Here is a 17,739-nt window from a genome sequence, read left to right as displayed (position 1 = left end):
AGCTCCGGCCTCGGGCGGTTCGGGTGCTCAACAGGCCGAGCGCACCGCGCCCAACTCCCCTGAGTCCAGGGTCGGAGTCACCCACAACTGGTGGTCAGCACTCTCTCCCGAGGCGCCCAGCGCTCGCCATGACAGGTCGACCACCTGACCGGGGTCGAGCCGCACGTCGACGCTGGACACCGTGTAGCCCTGGAGCTCCTGCGTCGCCGTCGGGACCGGGTCCTCGGACTGCCTGACGTCGCCGATCTGTGCGCCCGGGGGTGCGTAGACGTTCACCGTCACGGCGAGCTGACCGGGCTCGTTGTTGCTGCTGCCCGGCCCAGTGACGTAGCTCGGCAGTGAGGCAGCATCGTCGGGCGCCGTGGACTGCAGCCGCATCGACAGCTCGAAGGCTTGGCGGCCGCCCACACAGTAGCGAGGCATCAGACGCGTCCGAGCGCGGAGGAAGTAGGTCATCTTGTCGGCGCCTTTGTCATCCAGGGTCACGACGAACTGAGGAGCATCGCTCGCCGCGAGATCGGGACCGGTGATCCGCTCGTCCGTCAGCGGCGCCGCGAGCTGGCTGTTCCGGCCCTGGGCCGCAAAGAGCATCCGCCCCTCCCGCGTGGCCCGCGCCAACACCGTGAAGAGGTCCTCCACATCGAAGGCGCCGGCTCGGACGCGGTCGAAGACTGCAGCGGACACTGCCGCGAAAAACCGATCCTGGGCGGCAGGCTCCTCGAGGCGGAGGTAGGTGCGGTGGAGCAGTTCGTCGACCACCGACGACTCGTCGAGGACGACCCCGTCCACCTCGACCGGCTCGTCGAGGGCGGCGACCACGTAGCTCAGCGCCACGGTGTCGAGGCTCAACACACCATCGACATCGCCAGGGAAGCGCTCCTGCCACCGGGCGCTCCACAGTTCCGAGGCACGGGAGAAGTCGGGAGTGAACCCGGCGTTGAGGAAGAACGTACCGAACTGGACGCCGTAGAGGTTCAGCTCGCCCGGCGTAAGGGGCAGCACCGGCGTCTCCCGTCGACCGAAGCTGTTCCCGGCCACCTGCTGCTCCAGGGAGATCGCACCGTCGTCGGCAGACACCAGAGCGACCGACCCCGGGAGGCCACCTGTGGCCCGGACCTCCGCGTTGTTCTGGAAGACCAGCAGGTAGTTGCGCTGACCGTCGCCCCCCAGGATCTCGGGAAGGACGTCCAGAGCCGCATCAGCGGCGCCCAGTGCCTGGTCGGCCTCCTCGATCTCACCCACCAGGTCGCGGAAGGGAGTGCGCAGCGGCGCGACCAGACGTGTGGTATCGACGTCGTTCAGACGGTCGGCCGCCGACTCGAGGGAGGCGGCTGCCTGGGAGGTCGGGTCGGCGATCGTTTCCAGCGCGGACAAATCGATGCGGCCGTCGCGAGGTGCGAGGTCGCCGAGCCCGTCGGCCGCCTGCACGGCTGCCTCGAGGCCTCCACCAGCCAGGTCGTGCACCACCTCGGACACCATGGCGACCGCGCCGGCGTCGTCGCCGACGTACGGCAGCAGACCCAGGACCCGCCAGGTGGGGCCGTGGGTGCGCTCGTCCGCCTGCCCACTGGCCTGCTCCAAGTCGTCAAGGAGATCAGGGAGCGCGTCAGTCTCTCGCGAGGTGGCTGCCACCCGGACCCGCTCAGCCGCATCGACGGTGTCGAGGAGCGCCGCCTGCACCGTCCACGCACGGTAGGCCGTCCACGCCGATGCCACGACAACGACCGCGATCACCGCCGCCACGACGAGAAGAACACGACGGCGACGAGAGCCAGGCATGGAGAGCACCTTAATGAACGGCAGAGAGCGGACGCGTGCGGACACGACAAAGGGCGGCTTCCCACACCCACGACCGTGGGAAGGGAAGCCGCCCTGTCGCGACTACTCGGTCAGACGGTGACCGTGAAGCTGGAGCTCGACGAGCCGTCGAGCTTCGGGCGGTTCGGGACGAAGGTCACGACGCAGGTCCACTCGCCCTCGACCGGGAAGCGGAAGTTGACCTTGCGCGGCTTGCCGTTCTTCTTGGACTTGCGGCCGTAGTTCTTCACCGCGTCGCCGGGGCCGGTGCAGGAGAACAGGAAGGTGCCGCGCGGAGCGTCACCCTTGCCCTCGGCGCCCTTCTTGGGCGCGACGTCGACCTTGACCTTGACGCGCGTGACGCCCTTGCCGTTGGTCTTCTTGCGGACATCCTCGACCTGGGTCTTCGTGTCGTCGCAGCGGTTGTAGGACGGGTCGCAGGCAGCGGACGCCGGGCTCGCGACGGACACCAGGCCCATGGCGGACATGGCGGCTACGGCGATGCCGGCAGCAAACTTCTTCATGATGAGACTCCCCATGTGGCGCCTGGGCACCTAGCGGACTGGGTCTGGACGGGTAAAAGACAACCACACCCGGGGGTGGTTGGCGAGTCGATCTCGGAGATCGGGCAGTCCCGGAGGCAAAGTTCACCGGAACCACCGCAGCGTAACTCGGATGTAACGCGAGGGCGGGCTGGCCTGGACGCGAGATCGCCGATGCCTGGTCGCGCGCCCGCCGCCTCTCACTAGGTCTCCACGACGGCTCGCTGGCGCTCGCCTGCTCGACCATCAACGCACGAGGCCCGGACCTCATGGTCCGGGCCTCGCTAGTGGCGCTGGGTCTCGGGGCTCGCTTCGCTCGCGCCTCGACCGGCGCAGGGCATCAACCGACGGAGATCTCGACCTCCGCGACGCTGCCGGTCTGGGCCTGGACGACCCGGTCGACCGGGTCGGCCTTGGGTGCCAGGGTGCGCAGGGTCCACTCGCCGTCGCCGGCGAAGAAGCGGAAGTGGCCGGTGGCCGAGGTGGGGACCTCGGCGGTGAACTCACCGGTGCGGTCGAGGAGACGCACGTAGGCGTTGCCGACCGGCTCGCCGCCGCGGACGACGCGGCCCTGGACCACGGCCTCCTTGGCGACGTTCACGCCGTCGAGGGACAGGCCGCCCTCAGTCGCGCCGCACATCAGGCCTCACCCTTCTCGTCACCCAGGGAGACCGGGACGCCGACGAGCGAGCCGTACTCGGTCCACGAGCCGTCGTAGTTCTTCACGTTCTCCTGGCCGAGCAGCTCCTTGAGCACGAACCAGGTGTGGCTCGAGCGCTCGCCGATGCGGCAGTAGGCGATGGTGTCCTTGCTCCAGTCGACGCCGGCCTCGGTGTAGATCTCGCGCAGCTCGTCGTCGGACTTGAAGGTGCCGTCGTCGTTCGCGGCCTTGCTCCACGGCACGTTGGCGGCGGTGGGGATGTGACCGGCGCGCTGGGCCTGCTCCTGCGGGAGGTGGGCCGGGGCGAGGAGACGACCGGCGTACTCGTCGGGGCTGCGCACGTCGACGAGGTTCTGCGTGCCGATCGCGGCCACGACCTCGTCGCGGAACGCGCGGATCGAGGAGTCCTGCTCGGTCGCGGTGTAGGAGGTCTTCTCGCGGCTGGGCAGCTCGTCGGTCAGCTCGCGGGAGTCCAGCTCCCACTTCTTGCGGCCGCCGTCGAGCAGCTTGACGTCCTGGTGGCCGTAGAGCTTGAAGTACCAGTAGGCGTAGGCGGCGAACCAGTTGTTGTTGCCGCCGTACAGGACGACGGTGTCGTCGTTGGCGACACCGCGGTCCGAGAGCAGCGCCTCGAACTGCGCCTTGTTGACGAAGTCACGACGGACCTGGTCCTGCAGGTCCGTGGTCCAGTCGAGCTTGATGGCGCCCTTGATGTGGCCCTTGTCGTAGGCGGCGGTGTCCTCGTCGACCTCGACCAGCACCACCTTCGGGTCGTCCAGGTGCTCCTCCACCCACTGGGCGGAGACGAGGGTGTTCTCGCGGGTCATGGTTGATGCCTTTCGATCGAGTACAGCGGTGTGGTTGCGGTTGCTTGCGGGGTGGTCTCGACGCGCGTTTCGGCGCTGGCGCGCCTCACTGCTCGACCACCGACGCCGGTCGAGCAGCGAGCGGGCGTCGAGACCGGCGGACGGGTGCCCTCAGGAGGTGGCGCGGCGGAACAGCAGGTACATCTCGCAGCCGAGGCAGAAGCGGAACACGGCGTTGAGCAGGGCGGCGACGAGCGCGAAGCCGATCGCCGTCTGGGCCACGACCACGCCGCCGGCGGCGTAGGCGACGAGGGCGACGACGGTGAAGCCGAGGCCCACGGCCTGGGCGAAGCGCGGCGGCTCAGGAGCCTCGAGCTCGGTCGGGGCGGAGAGCCGCGGCCGGACGAGGGTCTTGAACAGCCAGGCGTGCGGGGTGCGCTGCACGCCGCGGGCGGCGCCCAGCGCGAACAGCGCGGCCTGGACCGCGGTCAGGGCCAGCGCCGCGGTCGGCGGCAGCAGCAGCACCGCGATCAGCACGACCGCGGTGAGCGACGCCGCGAACTGCGGGCCGCGCGGGTCGATGCCGGCCGGAGCGTCCGCCTCGGGGGCGAGCGGCGCGGTGCTGGGGTTGAGCGTGGTGGACATGTCTCTCCTGGGAGGCACCTCGGTCGAGGCGTCCGGTGGACGCGGCGAGGCGGTCGAGCGGCTGGGACGGGGAAGGGTCAGCGCATCGACGTGCGACACAGGCTGGAGCGGGTGCGGCAGTGGTCGACTGCGCGCCGCTTCGTGAGCCAGGTCGTGGACATGACAGGAACAGTAAGCGCGGGTCCGGATCTATTCCCAATCTAGATCTCATCATGTGGTCACCGCGTCCACCATGTGGGAAATGTCGACTCCGCTACGCTGCGCCCGTGGCTTCAACAGGCGCGTCGCGACGTACGGCGCTCATCACCGGCGTCGCCGGGCAGGACGGCGTCTACCTCGCGCGGCACCTGCTGTCGCTGGGCTACCACGTGGTCGGCACGCTGCGCCCCGGCTCACGCTGGGCCCCCACCACCCTCGGCCGCGCGTACGCCTACCTCGACGGCGTCACCCTGGTCGACCTCGACCAGCGTGACCACGAGGGCTGGGCCGCCGTCCTCGAGGGGCTGCGCCCCGACGAGGTCTACAACCTCGCCGGCTTCACCTCCGTCGGCGCCTCCTGGGGCGCCGCCGAGACCGTCGCCGAGGCCAACGGCATGGCCGTGCTGCGGATGCTCGAGGAGCTCATCCGCTTCCGCGACCGGCACGGCTGGGCCCCACGCTTCTTCCAGCCCTCGAGCTCGGAGATGTTCGGCGTCACCGACCAGCAGCCGCAGACGGAGAACACCCCGCACCACCCGCGCTCGCCGTACGCCGCCACCAAGTCCTTCGCCCACCACCTCACGGTCAACTACCGCGAGTCCTACGGGCTCTTCACCGCCACCGGGACGCTCTACAACCACGAGTCCCCGCTGCGCCCGCCGCACTTCGTGACCCGCAAGATCTCCGCCGCCGTCGCCGCGATCTCCCTGGGCCAGGCGGAGTCGGTGACGCTGGGCAACCTCGACGTACGCCGTGACTGGGGCTTCGCCGGCGACTACGCCCGCGCCATGCACCTGGTGCTGCAGCAGGACGAGCCGGGCGACTTCATCATCGCCACCGGCGTCTCCCGCTCGCTGGCCGACGTGCTCGAGCTGGCCTTCGCCTCCGTCGGGATCTCCGACCTCGACGCCGTGGTCCGCCAGGACCCCTCCCTGATGCGGCCCGCCGACGTCGCCGAACTCGTCGGCGACCCCGCCAAGGCGCGCGAGCAGCTCGGCTGGGAGCCGAGCGTGGCGTTCGAGGACGTCATCGCGCACATGGTGCGCGTCGACGTCGAGCGGTTGCGCTCAGAACGCGAGGAGTCGGCGGGGTACCTGCTGCCCTGATCTGGGCCTTTTCGCTCCTCAGGTCGGCGTGCGGGGTGACGATGGGAGGGCTGCGCCGTCCCCCCGTGGCGCTCTGTTCCTGAGGAGTCCCCGTGACTGCTGCGTCCCCCTCCGTCCCCCGCGCCCTGCTCGGCCTGGCCGCTGCCGCCTCGCTGCTGGCGCTCTGCTTCTCCGACGCGCTCGTGGTCGAGGGGTCGGGTGCGCCGGTGCCCGACGTCGCCGGCGCTTCAGTGTCGAGGTAGTTCTCCACAGGCTGCCGGGTTCGCGCTCGCCCGATCGGGGGTAAGCACCTAGCGTGAAGCCGCGCCCGCTGCCGGGGCGCACACTCTCGGGAAGGCAGCAGCAGTGAGACAGATCCATCGGCACGCCCTCGCACTCGGGCTGGTCCTCGCGCTCTCCGCGTGCGGAGGGGACCCGGAGCCGCAGTTCGAGGCGGACCCCTCCCCCACGCCCAGCCAGGTCGCCACCTCGGCGCCCGCCAAGGAGGCGTGGCAGGAGAAGAGCCCGGAGGGCGCGGTCGCCTTTGCTGAGCATTGGACGGCGACCTTCAGTGAGGCTTTTCAGACTGGCAACACAGAGGACTTCGCGGCTCTGAATGACGCTAACTGCGAGAGTTGTGACTTCCTGACCGCGACAGTCGATGACATTTACGCCGACGGCGGCACCGCGAGAGGGGACGCGTGGCGACTGCGAGAGGCTGCTTGGGCGCCGCCCACTGAGAATGGCCGACGGATCGTGGTCACAGGGATGATGGAGATCCCGGCTCTCGAAATTCGCCGTCCTGATGAGCGCCCCGATCGAGAGAAGCCGACCACAGCCCGCTTCAACTTCCATCTGGCATGGGAGTCCGGCTGGCGCGTTGAGAAGCTTGTGCGCCAGGCATGAAGCCGCTTGCACCACTAGTCGCCATCTTCCTGGCCATCACGCCCACAGCCGCTGCAGAAGACCCGGAAGTCGGCGCCGGAGATCACGCATTCTTGGCTGGCATCGAGACAGTGTCGGCCCCCGAGCCCGCGGGGACGAGCTCTCAGGCCACGTCCTCCCCTGTCGAGTACATCTACGAACCAGCCTGCGAACGAGGGTCGGGAGCGGCATCCGACTCCTTCTACGGCTGCGGGTCTCAGCAGTCGTGCGGCACGGACGGATTGCTCTTTAGCGTCGTTGCCGTCTCCTCGGAAGGCAGCAACCCGTTGGGCTTCACCTGTATCGAGCCTGGTCAGGCCACGCCCGTTGACATTCTCACTCCGGGCCGCATCCTGGAGGCGTTCGAGCGCATCCCGCTGCCCGAGGCGCCGCTGGAGGTGCAGCCGCCGGGCGGGGTGACGCTGGTCAACTTCGACACGATCCTGCACACCGACGCGCAGCCGTTCACTGAGACCGTGCAGCTGCTCAACCGGCAGATCACCTTCGACATCGAGCCCAGCGAGTTCACCTGGACCCTCGGCGACGGCCGCACCCTCACCACCACCGACCCGGGGCGGGCGTGGCGGGCGGGGCTGCCGATGAACGAGTACGTCTCGCACCGCTACGCCGAGGCCGGCACCGTCCAGCTCCAGCTGACCACCACCTGGTCCGCACGCTGGCGCCTGCCCAACGGCCCGTGGCGACCCGTCGCCGGCACCGTCGACATCACCTCTCCCCCGCAGGACCTCGAGATCACCACCGCGCGGCCGCAGCTCGTCTCCTACGACTGAGCCGCGGCACCCACGGGGAGTTCTCCACAGATTTCCGCAGATCCGACTTCACCTCTGGCGCCTGTCGGCGGCGAGAGGTAAGATTCGAACATGAGTTCGAAGCAGACGGATCGAGGCGCGGAGGCCAGCTCCGCGCTCGACTCGCTGCGCGAGCTCGACCTCAGCACCATCGATGTCAGCGCCATCCCGGAGCAGCTGCTGGGCGACCTGCTCGCCACCGCCACCCGGGTCGAGTCCCAGGCCGCCGCGCTCCGTGGCGCCGTGCTCGCGGAAGCCGACCGTCGCAAGACCGCGCTGCGCACGGCCGCGAGCGGCACGGACGCATGGGCGGTCGAGTTCACCGGCGACACCCGCGAGATGAACGCGGGCGGGCTACGGATCGCCCGGCTGCTGGAGGAGAAGTACCACGCGACCCGCGACGCCTTCGCCGCCGGCCGAGTCACGAAGGCTCAGGTCCGCGTCATCGTCAACGCCGCCGAGCAGTCCCCCACCCGCGCCACCGCGCTGCAGGTCGCCCAGGCCGAGGAGCTCATCCTCGGCAAGGCCACCGGCGACGGTCGCCGCAACGGCAAGCCGATGGACCCCAAGCGGCTGCGTCAGGCCGCTCGACGGATGTACGACCGGATCGACCACGACCTGGCCGACGAGCACGAGGCGATCATGCTCGGCCGGGAGTCCAAGCACGCCCAGCGCGACACCTACCTCATGCTCAGCGACAACGGCGACGGCACCTGGTCGGGCCGCTTCACGATCCCCGAGATGCACGGGCACCTCCTCACCTGGGCCCTCGACAAGATGACCGCCCCACGCCGCCAGTCCAAGGGCCCCCTCGGCCAGCAGGTCACCGACGAGGCCGCGGCCGACGGGAACGGCTGGCTCCCGGGTCCGCTGGAGAAGCGGGGCAACGCCCTGTGCGAGCTCATCGAGCACCTCCCCACCACCGGCTGGCAGCTCACCGGCGGCGGCAACGCGACGACCCTGCTGGTGCGGGTCGAGTTCGACGACCTCGTACGCCGCGTCTCCGACGACATGGAGCAGCTCGGCGTCGGGCGGCTCGACAACGGCGTCAAGCTCACCGCGGCCCACGTCCAGCGGCTCGCTTGCGAGGCCGAGATCGTCCCGACCATCCTCGACAGCGAGGAGGCGGTGATGTTCCACGGTCGCGGACAGCGGCTCCACGACCGCCACCAGCGCAACGCCCTCGGCCAGATCCACGACTCCTGCGCGATCAGCGGCTGCGAGCGGCCCTTCGCCTGGTGCGAGATCCACCATCCGTACCCCTGGGCGGCCGGCGGCGGCACCGACATCACCAACGCGGTCCCCCTCTGCGGCTGGCACCACCAACGAGCCCACGACGGCGACTTCGACCTCAGACGAGACCCACCCAACGGGCCGCACGCCTGGAAGCTCGCCCGCCGCCGACCACCCCGCGACTGGCGCGACCGGGCCGAGGCAGCTCAAGCCGCCGGCTACACCATCGTGCGCAGCTGAGCCGACCGTGCATGCCTCACCACCAGCCGGCTCGCCCTGCCAGACCGCTCCGTCAGTTCGACCTGCCAGTCCGCCCTGCCAGCGACGCCGTCGTCGCTGCGCCGGTCAGGCCTCGACGATGCCGTCGAGCGCGGAGAGGACCGCCTCCTTGCGCGGGGCGCCGCTGGCGCGCGTCGCCTCGCTGCCCGAGGCGTCGAGGATCAACGTGGTCGGCGTGCGCAGCACGTCCAGCGCACGGACCAGCTCCAGGTGGTGCTCGGCATCCACCTCGAGGTGGACCACGCCTGGCACCACGCCGGCGACGTCACTGAGGATCGTGCGGGTCGCACGGCACGGCGCGCAGAACGCCGAGGAGAACTGCAGCAGCGTCGCCCGCTCGCCCAGCTGGGCCTCCGGCAGGGCCTCCAGGACGGCGGTCCAGGCGGCGCCGGTGGGTGCTGCGGTGGAGTGGTCTCGCGAGTGGTCTCGACGCCCGCTCGTCGCTGGCGCTCCTCGCTGCTCGACCACCTCGGCGGAGCCGTCACCGGTCTGCTCGACCACCTGGGGGCGCGGCGCAGAGGCGCTCTTGAAGCGGCCGTCCGTGCGGGCGCGGTAGAGGCCGAAGCCGAGGGCCAGCACGACGGCGATCACGACGATGGTCAGACCGGTGCCCATAGAGGGATCAACCTACTGATCCGGGCGCGCATTCCCCGTGCGGGCGTCGTCGGAGCGGGCCAGCTCGCCGCGCAGCCGCTCGACCTCGGCCTCCAGCTCCAGGACCCGGGCGATGCCGGCGATGTTGAGCCCCTCGGCGAGCAGCTCGCGGATGCGGTGGAGGACCTCGATGTCGGCCTGGGAGTAGAGCCGCGTCCCGCCGGACGTGCGGTCGGGGGTGAGCAGTCCGCGCCGCTCGTACACCCGCAGGTTCTGCACCTCCATCCGCACCATGTCGGCCGCCACCGAGATCGCGAAGACCCACCGAGTGCCCATCCCGCACCCGAGATCCAGACAGAGGAGGAATCCCCATGCTGCTCCGTACCGCTGACCCCTTCCGTGACTTCGACCGCCTGACCCAGCAGCTGCTGGGGACCACCAACCGCCCGGCCGTCATGCCGATGGACGCGTGGCGCGAGGGCGAGCGGTTCGTCATCGAGTTCGACCTGCCCGGCGTCTCCCCCGAGTCCATCGACCTCGACGTCGAGCGCAACGTCCTGACCGTCCGCGCCGAGCGCGTCGCCCGCAACGGCGACTGGGAGCGTCTGGCCTCCGAGCGCCCGACGGGCCAGTTCAGCCGCCAGCTCGTCCTCGGCGACAACCTCGACCTCGACCGGATCGAGGCGTCGTACGACGCCGGCGTGCTGCGCCTGGTCGTGCCGGTCGCCGAGAAGGCCAAGCCGCGCAAGATCGAGATCTCCGGCGTGACGCCGGAGAAGGAGACCGCCGCGATCGAGTCCTGATCACCACAGCACCAACACAGCGCCGCGCAGCGCGAACCAGCGCGACGAAGGGCCCGGGAGCAAGTGCTCCCGGGCCCTTCGTCACGTCTGCGCCGGGCGGCCACTGGTCCAGACCACCTCGAGAGCGACCCATCCGGGCCGATTGGCAGGATCGAACGTGGGGTAATCGGACTCGGGAGAGATCGTGGAGGCCCTGATGGAGACAACCCTCGTGGTGACGCTGGCCGTGCTGGCGTGGTTGCTCCTGCCTCTTCCTCTCGCCGTCGCCTGCGGGCGGGCCTTCGACAGCGGGAGCTCCTCCCGCGAGCGACTCAGCCCCCCGCGAACGGCGGCAGGAACTCCACGGTCTCCCCGGGTCTGACCAGCACCGAGGCCGGATCGGCCTTGCCCACCGGCTGCTCGCCGATCAACGCCGAGCACGCCGCCAGGACCTCCCCCAGACGCGTGCCGGGGTGCAGGTCCACCGCTCTCTCGCGGATCTCCGCCAGCGTCAACGGCGCCGGAGTCTCGACCAGGTCACGATCCGTGCCGGCTGCGTGCTTGGCGCCCGCCCAGTAGCGAATCTCGATGATCTGCGTCTCATTCACCCTTGGAACCTTCCAATATGACGCTCGGATTTCTGTAAGGTGCATGAACTATCAACGGCCGGAGCCCAACGTTGCGTTTCGGTCCCCACCCACACCCATGGGAGGAGACCAGTATGAGCACCCTTCTGCTGCTGACCAGCGCGCTCCAGCCGTCCGCCGAGGTCCTGCCCGGTCTCGCGCTGCTCGGCCACCACGTCAAGATCCTGCCCGCCGAGGGAAGCGCCCTCCTCGAGGCGCCCGAGGCCGACCTCCTCCTCGTCGACGGTCGCCAGGACCTCGCCCACGCCCGTGACCTCTGCCGACTGATCCGCACCACCGGCACCGAGGTCCCCGTCATCCTCGTCACCACCGAGGGCGGCCTCGCCGTCGTCTCCCACGACTGGGGCATGGACGACGTCGTGCTGCACACCTGCGGCCCCGCCGAGCTCGAGGCCCGCATCAAGCTCGCCATCGGCCGCCTCAGCGCAGCCCGCGACGCCGCCGACCCCGACGCCCATGTCATCCGCTCCGGCGAGGTCGTCGTCGACGACGCGACGTACACCGCCAAGGTCGGCAAGCGCCCGCTGGACCTGACGTTCAAGGAGTTCGAGCTCCTGAAGTTCCTGGCCCAGCACCCCGGCCGCGTCTTCAGCCGCCAGCAGCTGCTGCAGGAGGTGTGGGGCTACGACTACTTCGGCGGCACCCGCACCGTCGACGTCCACGTACGTCGCCTCCGCGCCAAGCTCGGCCCCGAGAACGAGACCCTCATCGGCACCGTCCGCAACGTCGGCTACCGCTTCGTGCTCCCCACCAAGGAGTCCAAGCAGGCCGAGGCCGACGCACGCGCCGCTGAGGCCTCGGTCGACCGGGCCAGCGCGTCCGCCTGACGCCGCCGGGCCCAGTCGCCGGGCCCCAGTCGCCGGGCTCAGTCGCCGGGCTCAGTCGCCGGGCCACTCCCCGGTCGCGCGCTGGAAGGCGCGCGCACCCCCGCGGTCGACCATCGCCTTCACCACCGCGAAGATCGCCCCGTGGACGGCGGCGGCCGCCGCCACCTCGCGCCAGGAGTACTCCGACTCCAGCGCCTTGGGCGCATCGGCGTCGGGATGCCTGCTGACCCGCGTCCACACCTGTTGGAAGACCTGGCCGGCGAGGACGCCGGCCACGATCGAGCCGACCAGGCCGACCGGGCGGTACAGGATGCGGGCCGACCTGCTGGTGGGCTCCTCGTGCTTGCTCATCTGGTGACCCCCTGGGTCTCTCGTCGTGCGGGGCGCTCGTCGGGCTCCGACGAGTCGCCCTCCTCGTCGTCGTCACGACCACGGGACTCGCGCAGGGCGCGACCGCGGCGTACGTCCTCGCGGTGCTTGGCCTCGGCCTTCTCGATCCCCGTCGTGTCGCGCGGCGGCAGCTGCAGCTCCTCCTCGGCCGACAGGCCCGCCTGGAGCTCGCGCCCCCGCTCGAGTTCGGAGTCGAGCTCGGCGCCGAACAGCAGCGCCAGGTTGGTCAGCCACAGCCAGAGCAGGAACACGACCACGCCGGCCAGCGAGCCGTAGGTCTGGTCGTAGCTGGAGAAGTTGCCGACGTAGAAGCCGAACGCGGCCGACGCCGCCACCCACACCACGATCGCCATCGCTGCGCCCACCGAGATCCAGCGGAACTTCGGCTGCTGCACGTTGGGGGTGGCGTAGTAGAGGATCGCGACCATCAGCACCACGGCACCCAGCAGCACCGGCCACTTCGCGATGCTCCAGACCAGGACCGTGGAGTCCTCCAGCCCCAGCTGGGCACCGACGGCCTCGGCGGCCGGACCGGTCACGACCAGCGCCGTGAGCACCGCCGCGGCCAGGACCACCTCGACCAGAGTGACCACGAGCATCCACGGGCGCAGCTTCCAGAACGGGCGCCCCTCGGTGACCTCGTGGATGCGGTTCATCGCGCGGCCGAAGGAGCCGACGTACCCCGAGGCCGACCACAGCGCGGCCGCGAGCCCGGTCGCCAGGGCGAGCCCGGCTCCCGGTCCACTGCTCAGCTCCAGCAGTGTCGGCTCGAGGGTGTCGGCCACCGACCCCACACCGGTGTCACGCAGCACCTCGAGCACGGTGCGCGCCGCCTGGTCGCCCTGCCCCACCAGACCGACGAGGCTGAGCAGCGCGATGAGGCCGGGGAAGAGCGCCAGCACCGCGTAGTAGGTGAGCGCGGCGGCGTTGTCGGTGCACTGGTCCTTGCCGAACTCCCGGGCGGTCTTGCGCAGGACGTACTTCCACGACCGAGCGGTCAGGTCGTCCGGGGAGTCGGGCTTCACCTCGGCGTCGGGGGCCGGTGCGCTCATCGACGCCTCCTCCACACCGCCAGCGCCACGAGCCCCGCCGCCACGACGCCCGCGCCGACGGCGATCTCGGTGCCGTGCTGCTCGCGCAGCTCGCCGATGCGACGCCGGGCCCGGCTGCGGACGTCCAGCCGCTCCCCCAGCGCACCCACGGTCTCCGCGAGGTCGGCGCGCGTCTGCTCGATCTCCTCCTGGACCCGCGCCGGGTCCTCCCGCTCCCCGGCGGTGTCGTCGTGCTGCTCAGCCACGGCGTGCTCCCTTCACGGCCTCGAGGTCCTGCTGGACGCTCTGCGCGGACTCCTGCAGCGGCGGCGGCGCCTGCTGCACCTGGCTCCTCCCCGTCAGGGCGGCGACGCCGACGGCGACGAGGAGGGCGCCGCCCACGACCAGGGCGGCCAGCCACGCGGGCCACACCACGGCGAGCCCGAGGATGGCCGCCGCGACCAGGACGCCGACGGCGTACAGGCTCAGCACGCCGGCGGTCCCGAACAGGCCGAGACCCAGTCCGGCGTGCCGGGCGCTGTCCTTCACCTCGGCGCGCGCGAGCCTCAGCTCCGCGCTCACCAGCTCCGACACCTGGTGGGACAGCCGGTCCATCAGCTCCGGCGTGGACAGCCCCATGGGGTCGCTCTCCGAGCTCTCTCGTCTGTGCTCCATGCCGACGACGGTGCCCGGTGAGCGCCGGCCCAACCACTCCCTTCGGGTGACCTGGCACCTCCCCGCCCCGCCCCCCACGTAACGTGGAGTGGTGACCCCCGAGGAGACCCGTCAGGTCCTGCACGTCGCCGCCCGCGCGGAGGCCGCGGACGGCACCGGCCCGCTCGACGAGGCCACCCTGCTCGAGATCCGGATGCGTCCCGACGACGTCCGCGGCTGGGTGCGAGCCGAGGGCTTCGGGCTGCTCATCGAGGACCAGATCCACCTCTGCGTCGACCCCGATCAGCGCGACTCCGGCGTCGGCGGCGAGCTGCTGGAGGCGCTGCTCACCGACGTCTGGCCCCGCCGCTCGCTCGAGGCCTGGTCGCACGCCGACCACCCGGCCGCCCGGCGGCTGGCCGCGCGGCACGACTTCGAGGTCGTGCGCGAGCTGTGGGTGATGCGCCGGCCCGCCGACCAGCCGCTGCCGCCGGTCGAGCTGCCCGACGGCGTACGGATCCGGGGGTTCGAGCCCGGCGACACCGACGCCCTGCTGGCCCTCAACGCCGCCTCCTTCGCCTCGCACCCCGAGCAGGGGGCGATGGACGCCGAGGGGTTCGCCGAGCGGTGCGCGGAGCCGTGGTTCGACCCGGCCGGGCTGCTCATCGCCGTCGACACCTCCTCGGGGGACGACGGCGGCACAGAGGGGGCGATGCTCGGCTTCCACTGGACGAAGGTCCACGACCGCGACCACGGCGAGGTGTACGTCGTCGGCGTCTCCCCCGCCTCCCAGGGGCTCGGATTGGGCCGGCTGCTCACCCTCGCCGGGCTGCACCACCTGCACGATCGCGGGGTGCGCGAGGTGCTGCTCTACGTCGAGTCCGACAACGCCCCGGCGATCAGAATTTACCGCGACAAGCTGGGCTTCACGCACGCCCAGAGCGACACCCACGTGATGTATCGCCGCTGAGCGGACGAGGGTCGTCCCCGGCTGGGGATCTGGCCGCCGACCCACTCATCTCCCCAGGTCAGACACCCCCAGGGGTACGTGGTCTAGATCACCCATCCGTCACTACGAACCAATAGTGCTTTCGGGGCTACCGCTAAGTAAAGTTCTCGACGAACGGCAGTTCCCCGCCCTCCCCTCGGGATCGAACAGCGCCGTCCGATCCCACACCCCTCTGTCCCTGCCCTCCCGGTGGAGAACCAGTGCTCAAGAAACTCCGGCGGCGCATCCGATGCCGCATGAAGTACGGCCACGCCTGTCCCCACGTCGCGTCGTTCCACTGAGGACGACGCGTCCTCCGACCGGGCCCTCCTGGGCCCGCCGCGAACGACTCCCGGGGTGGTCCTGAGACTCCCACTCCGGGAGTCTCGTGCTTTCCGGGCCTGTCCTACCCGGTGGGCGCTCCGGAGTCGCGACTGCGCGTCAGCGCAGCTTCGGGCGGACGTGCAGGCCCACCTCGGGGTCCACGACGACCTCCTGGGCCGCCGGCATCCCGTCGACCTCGAGGGTCACCTCGAGCGGCACGTTGCGCTTGACCAGCGCCAGCGCGATCGGGCCCAGCTCGTGGTGGCGCGCCGAGGACCCGACGAAGCCGACCGTCTTGGTGGCCTCGCCCGAGCCCATGAGCAGCTCGGTGCCGGGGGCAGGCAGACGGTTCTCGGTGCCGTCGAGGTGCAGCAGCGTCAGCCGCCGCGGCGGGCGACCCAGGGTGTGCACGCGGGCGACGGTCTCCTGGCCGCGGTAGCAGCCCTTGTCCAGGTGCACAGCCGGGCCGACCCAGCCGACCTCGTTGGGGATCGTGCGGGCATCGGTGTCGACCAGGTGGCGCGGCTCGCCGCGCGCGATCCGCAGCGCCTCGAAGGCCCACAGGCCGCACGCGGGCCCGGCGGCCTCGGCGTAGGCCGCGAGCTCGCTGCGCGGGACCAGGTCGTACGTCGGAGCGTCGGCGCGCGAGCGCCAGGCCACGGCCCAGTCGTCGGTGACGTCGGCGAGCTCCACGCGGGTCATGAAGACCATCCGGCCGAGCCAGTCGAGCAGCGGGCCGGCAGCACCGGGCTCGGTGTGCGCCCAGAACGACTCGCCGTCGTCGTACCCGGTGAACGCGTGCTCCACGTGCCCCTGCGGGCTCAGGATCAGCGCGGTCGTCCACTCCTTGGGGGCCAGCTGCAGGAAGTGCTGGGTGGTCAGCGAGTGCAGCCAGGTCAGCCGCTCGGGGCCGCTGATGCGGATCACGTCGCGGTGCGAGAGGTCGACGAAGCCCTCGCCGGACTCCAGGGTGCGCTGCTCGGCGTTGAACGAGCCGTAGTGCGCGGCGACCGGGGCGTCGACGCCGTCGCCGGCGACCGCGCCGGGCAGCGAGAGCAGGGGGCTGGGTGCCTTGCTGGGGCTCGTGGCGGGGTCGGTCATGTCAGGCCCTCTTCAGCCGCGCCCACAGGTGGGGCTGCAGCTCCTGGCCGACCGCGGCCATGTCGTAGGCGTAGAGCAGGTCACCCTCGACGTTGCCGTAGAGACGGTGGCCGGCGGTGACCTCCTTGGCGGTCTCGGTGTAGCCGACGCCCGCGGTGCGCAGCTCGAGCTTGCCGTCGGCGGCCTCGCCGTACCAGATCTCGGAGAAGCCGATGTTGTGCGCGAGCACCAGCTCGACCTTGCCCGGCTCCGGGCAGCGCAGGTAGCCGGTCTCCTGGGCGGCGTCACGGACCTTCTCGCCGTTCTCGTCGATCACCCACGAGCGCGCGAAGTAGTGCAGGAAGGGACGGCCGTCCTGCTGGAAGACCACCTCCTGGCCGTACTGGAACGGCTCGATCGTCGGGTAGTCACCGTGGCCGTTGCCGATCCAGCTGCCGAGCAGCCAGGCGACGGGTCCACAGTTCGGGTGCAGGTTGGGAGGAAGCTCGAACGCCACCACGCCAGCGTAACGACCACCTGCTCCTAGGCTGGAGCCCATGACGTCTCGGCTGCTGCTGAAGGTGACCTGCGCCGCGGAGGCGCCCGAGCGGGCCAACCAGGCCTTCACCGTCGCCGCGGCGGCCTGCGCGGCCGGCGCGGGGGTCTCGCTGTGGCTGACCGGCGAGGCCGCCTGGTGGGCCGTGCCCGGCAAGGGGCCCGACCTCGGGCTCGAGCACGCGCGGCCGGTCGAGGACCTGCTCGCGATCATCCTCGACATGGGCGAGGTGACGCTGTGCAGCCAGTGCGCGGAGCGGCGCGGGATCACCGTCGACGACGTGCGCGACGGGGTGCAGATCGCCGGTGCGGCGTCGTTCGTCGAGGAGGCGCTCACCGAGGGCGTGCAGGCGCTGGTCTACTAGGTGCTGTGAGCGCGGCCGCACCTCCCCGGTGAGGAGGCGTCTTCTCGGTAGGCTGCCGCCACGATGAGCTCCCCCGGCCTCCCCCCTGACTCCTCGGCCGGGTCCCCCACCGGCGGGGACCCCGGCCGACGCTGGCTGCGCCGCAAGGACACCGGCCCCTCCCTCGAGGAGCTCGAGGCCCGGATCGCGGAGCAGACCGCAGCGGCCGAGCGCTTCGCCACCCTGCGCGCCGCGGCCGAGAAGGCCGCCACCGAGCAGGCCGCCGAGCGGATGATCGCCGAGGAGACCGCGGCCACCGCGCTGCGCGGGCGCAGCGAGTCCGACACCCGCCTGGCCGAGGCGCAGGCCCGGCTCGAGGAGGCGCTCCAGGCGCGTGCCGACGCGGAGGCCGCCCTGGCCGAGGCCGTCAGCGCGCGGGAGGCTGCCGAGGCGACGCTGAACGAGGCGTACGCCGCCCGCGAGGCCGCCGAGACCGTCGCCCAGGAGGCACAGGAGGCCGCCAGCGAGCAGGCCCGTCGCCGCG

At 71.1% G+C, this 17,739-nt stretch carries 24 protein-coding genes; 10 read left to right on the top strand and 14 right to left on the bottom strand.

Annotation, left to right across the window (positions count from 1 at the left end):
- Nucleotides 1-27: 27 nt before the first annotated feature.
- From A6R01_RS00120 to A6R01_RS00100, 5 genes are all read right to left on the bottom strand, one after another.
- Nucleotides 28-1,743, bottom strand: a complete 1,716-nt coding sequence (locus tag A6R01_RS00120) for a DUF4012 domain-containing protein (protein WP_292602057.1) — start codon at nt 1,741-1,743, stop codon at nt 28-30.
- 146 nt (nt 1,744-1,889) lie between these two features.
- Nucleotides 1,890-2,321: a hypothetical protein gene (locus tag A6R01_RS00115; RefSeq protein ID WP_292602055.1), complete on the bottom strand. Its 432-nt coding sequence runs from the start codon at nt 2,319-2,321 to the stop codon at nt 1,890-1,892.
- A gap of 358 nt (nt 2,322-2,679) precedes the next feature.
- Entirely contained in the window at nt 2,680-2,979 is a 300-nt protein-coding gene (locus tag A6R01_RS00110; protein WP_179532204.1) for a DUF1416 domain-containing protein, read from the bottom strand.
- On the bottom strand, nt 2,979-3,827 hold the full coding sequence (locus A6R01_RS00105; protein ID WP_292602052.1) for a sulfurtransferase: 849 nt from the start codon (nt 3,825-3,827) through the stop codon (nt 2,979-2,981). Before A6R01_RS00105 ends, A6R01_RS00110 begins: the two co-directional genes overlap by 1 nt.
- Before the next feature lie 150 nt (nt 3,828-3,977).
- A complete protein-coding gene (locus tag A6R01_RS00100; protein WP_292602049.1) occupies nt 3,978-4,451 on the bottom strand; it encodes a DUF4395 domain-containing protein in 474 nt (157 codons plus the stop codon).
- A 266-nt stretch (nt 4,452-4,717) separates the two neighbouring features.
- Here A6R01_RS00100 and A6R01_RS00095 point away from each other — a divergent pair, with 266 nt between their 5' ends.
- From A6R01_RS00095 to A6R01_RS00075, 5 genes are all read left to right on the top strand, one after another.
- A complete protein-coding gene (locus A6R01_RS00095) occupies nt 4,718-5,755 on the top strand; it encodes a GDP-mannose 4,6-dehydratase (RefSeq protein WP_292602046.1) in 1,038 nt (345 codons plus the stop codon).
- Nucleotides 5,756-5,847: 92 nt separating this feature from the next.
- Nucleotides 5,848-5,997 carry a hypothetical protein gene (locus tag A6R01_RS00090; RefSeq protein ID WP_292602043.1) on the top strand — a complete coding sequence of 50 codons (150 nt, stop codon included), beginning with the start codon at nt 5,848-5,850 and terminating at the stop codon, nt 5,995-5,997.
- A 103-nt stretch (nt 5,998-6,100) separates the two neighbouring features.
- Nucleotides 6,101-6,640 carry a DUF6318 family protein gene (locus A6R01_RS00085; RefSeq protein ID WP_292602039.1) on the top strand — a complete coding sequence of 180 codons (540 nt, stop codon included), beginning with the start codon at nt 6,101-6,103 and terminating at the stop codon, nt 6,638-6,640.
- Between the two features lie 305 nt (nt 6,641-6,945).
- Nucleotides 6,946-7,449, top strand: coding sequence for a hypothetical protein (locus A6R01_RS00080; protein ID WP_292602036.1), 504 nt, complete (start codon nt 6,946-6,948; stop codon nt 7,447-7,449).
- Nucleotides 7,450-7,539: 90 nt separating this feature from the next.
- Complete coding sequence (locus A6R01_RS00075; protein ID WP_292602033.1) at nt 7,540-8,940, top strand: HNH endonuclease signature motif containing protein; 1,401 nt, start codon at nt 7,540-7,542, stop codon at nt 8,938-8,940.
- 105 nt (nt 8,941-9,045) lie between these two features.
- Here the strand turns inward: A6R01_RS00075 and A6R01_RS00070 are convergent, their stop codons facing one another.
- Together A6R01_RS00070 and A6R01_RS00065 are read right to left on the bottom strand one after the other, a co-directional pair.
- Nucleotides 9,046-9,594 carry a thioredoxin family protein gene (locus A6R01_RS00070; protein ID WP_292602030.1) on the bottom strand — a complete coding sequence of 183 codons (549 nt, stop codon included), beginning with the start codon at nt 9,592-9,594 and terminating at the stop codon, nt 9,046-9,048.
- Between the two features lie 12 nt (nt 9,595-9,606).
- Entirely contained in the window at nt 9,607-9,909 is a 303-nt protein-coding gene (locus tag A6R01_RS00065) for a MerR family transcriptional regulator (RefSeq protein ID WP_292602028.1), read from the bottom strand.
- Nucleotides 9,910-9,944: 35 nt separating this feature from the next.
- On the opposite strand from A6R01_RS00065, the gene A6R01_RS00060 reads away from it, so the two are divergent.
- Nucleotides 9,945-10,376 (top strand): Hsp20 family protein, encoded by a 432-nt coding sequence (locus A6R01_RS00060; protein WP_292602025.1) that lies wholly within the window; start codon nt 9,945-9,947, stop codon nt 10,374-10,376.
- 311 nt (nt 10,377-10,687) lie between these two features.
- Here A6R01_RS00060 and A6R01_RS00055 read toward each other — a convergent pair whose 3' ends face one another.
- Complete coding sequence (locus A6R01_RS00055) at nt 10,688-10,963, bottom strand: MoaD/ThiS family protein (protein ID WP_292602022.1); 276 nt, start codon at nt 10,961-10,963, stop codon at nt 10,688-10,690.
- 113 nt (nt 10,964-11,076) lie between these two features.
- On the opposite strand from A6R01_RS00055, the gene A6R01_RS00050 reads away from it, so the two are divergent.
- Nucleotides 11,077-11,829 carry a response regulator transcription factor gene (locus A6R01_RS00050; RefSeq protein WP_292602019.1) on the top strand — a complete coding sequence of 251 codons (753 nt, stop codon included), beginning with the start codon at nt 11,077-11,079 and terminating at the stop codon, nt 11,827-11,829.
- A gap of 51 nt (nt 11,830-11,880) precedes the next feature.
- On the opposite strand, the gene A6R01_RS00045 is transcribed toward A6R01_RS00050, so the two are convergent.
- From A6R01_RS00045 to A6R01_RS00030, 4 genes are read right to left on the bottom strand one after another with little or no spacing between them, the layout of a single operon-like run.
- Complete coding sequence (locus A6R01_RS00045; protein WP_292602016.1) at nt 11,881-12,180, bottom strand: DUF4235 domain-containing protein; 300 nt, start codon at nt 12,178-12,180, stop codon at nt 11,881-11,883.
- Entirely contained in the window at nt 12,177-13,271 is a 1,095-nt protein-coding gene (locus A6R01_RS00040; RefSeq protein WP_292602013.1) for a YihY/virulence factor BrkB family protein, read from the bottom strand. Before A6R01_RS00040 ends, A6R01_RS00045 begins: the two co-directional genes overlap by 4 nt.
- Nucleotides 13,268-13,516 (bottom strand): DUF3618 domain-containing protein, encoded by a 249-nt coding sequence (locus A6R01_RS00035; RefSeq protein ID WP_292602011.1) that lies wholly within the window; start codon nt 13,514-13,516, stop codon nt 13,268-13,270. Before A6R01_RS00035 ends, A6R01_RS00040 begins: the two co-directional genes overlap by 4 nt.
- On the bottom strand, nt 13,509-13,925 hold the full coding sequence (locus A6R01_RS00030; RefSeq protein ID WP_292602006.1) for a phage holin family protein: 417 nt from the start codon (nt 13,923-13,925) through the stop codon (nt 13,509-13,511). Before A6R01_RS00030 ends, A6R01_RS00035 begins: the two co-directional genes overlap by 8 nt.
- A 91-nt stretch (nt 13,926-14,016) precedes the next feature.
- On the opposite strand from A6R01_RS00030, the gene mshD reads away from it, so the two are divergent.
- Nucleotides 14,017-14,874, top strand: a complete 858-nt coding sequence (gene mshD, locus A6R01_RS00025) for a mycothiol synthase (RefSeq protein WP_292602003.1) — start codon at nt 14,017-14,019, stop codon at nt 14,872-14,874.
- A gap of 459 nt (nt 14,875-15,333) precedes the next feature.
- Here the strand turns inward: mshD and A6R01_RS00020 are convergent, their stop codons facing one another.
- Together A6R01_RS00020 and A6R01_RS00015 are read right to left on the bottom strand one after the other, a co-directional pair.
- On the bottom strand, nt 15,334-16,317 hold the full coding sequence (locus tag A6R01_RS00020; RefSeq protein ID WP_292602000.1) for a folate-binding protein: 984 nt from the start codon (nt 16,315-16,317) through the stop codon (nt 15,334-15,336).
- 1 nt (nt 16,318) lies between these two features.
- Nucleotides 16,319-16,813: an FABP family protein gene (locus A6R01_RS00015; RefSeq protein ID WP_292601997.1), complete on the bottom strand. Its 495-nt coding sequence runs from the start codon at nt 16,811-16,813 to the stop codon at nt 16,319-16,321.
- Nucleotides 16,814-16,853: 40 nt separating this feature from the next.
- On the opposite strand from A6R01_RS00015, the gene A6R01_RS00010 reads away from it, so the two are divergent.
- Nucleotides 16,854-17,216 (top strand): DsrE family protein, encoded by a 363-nt coding sequence (locus tag A6R01_RS00010; protein WP_292601994.1) that lies wholly within the window; start codon nt 16,854-16,856, stop codon nt 17,214-17,216.
- 63 nt (nt 17,217-17,279) lie between these two features.
- On the top strand, nt 17,280-17,739 hold a 460-nt coding region (locus tag A6R01_RS00005), incomplete at its 3' end, for a hypothetical protein (RefSeq protein WP_292601989.1).

Origin of the sequence: Nocardioides sp. REDSEA-S30_B4 (assembly GCF_001627265.1) — a bacterium.
Taxonomy (GTDB): Bacteria; Actinomycetota; Actinomycetes; order Propionibacteriales; family Nocardioidaceae; genus Nocardioides.
The sequence above is the reverse complement of the archived record's forward strand: the minus strand, read 5'-3'. Positions and strand labels throughout refer to the sequence as shown.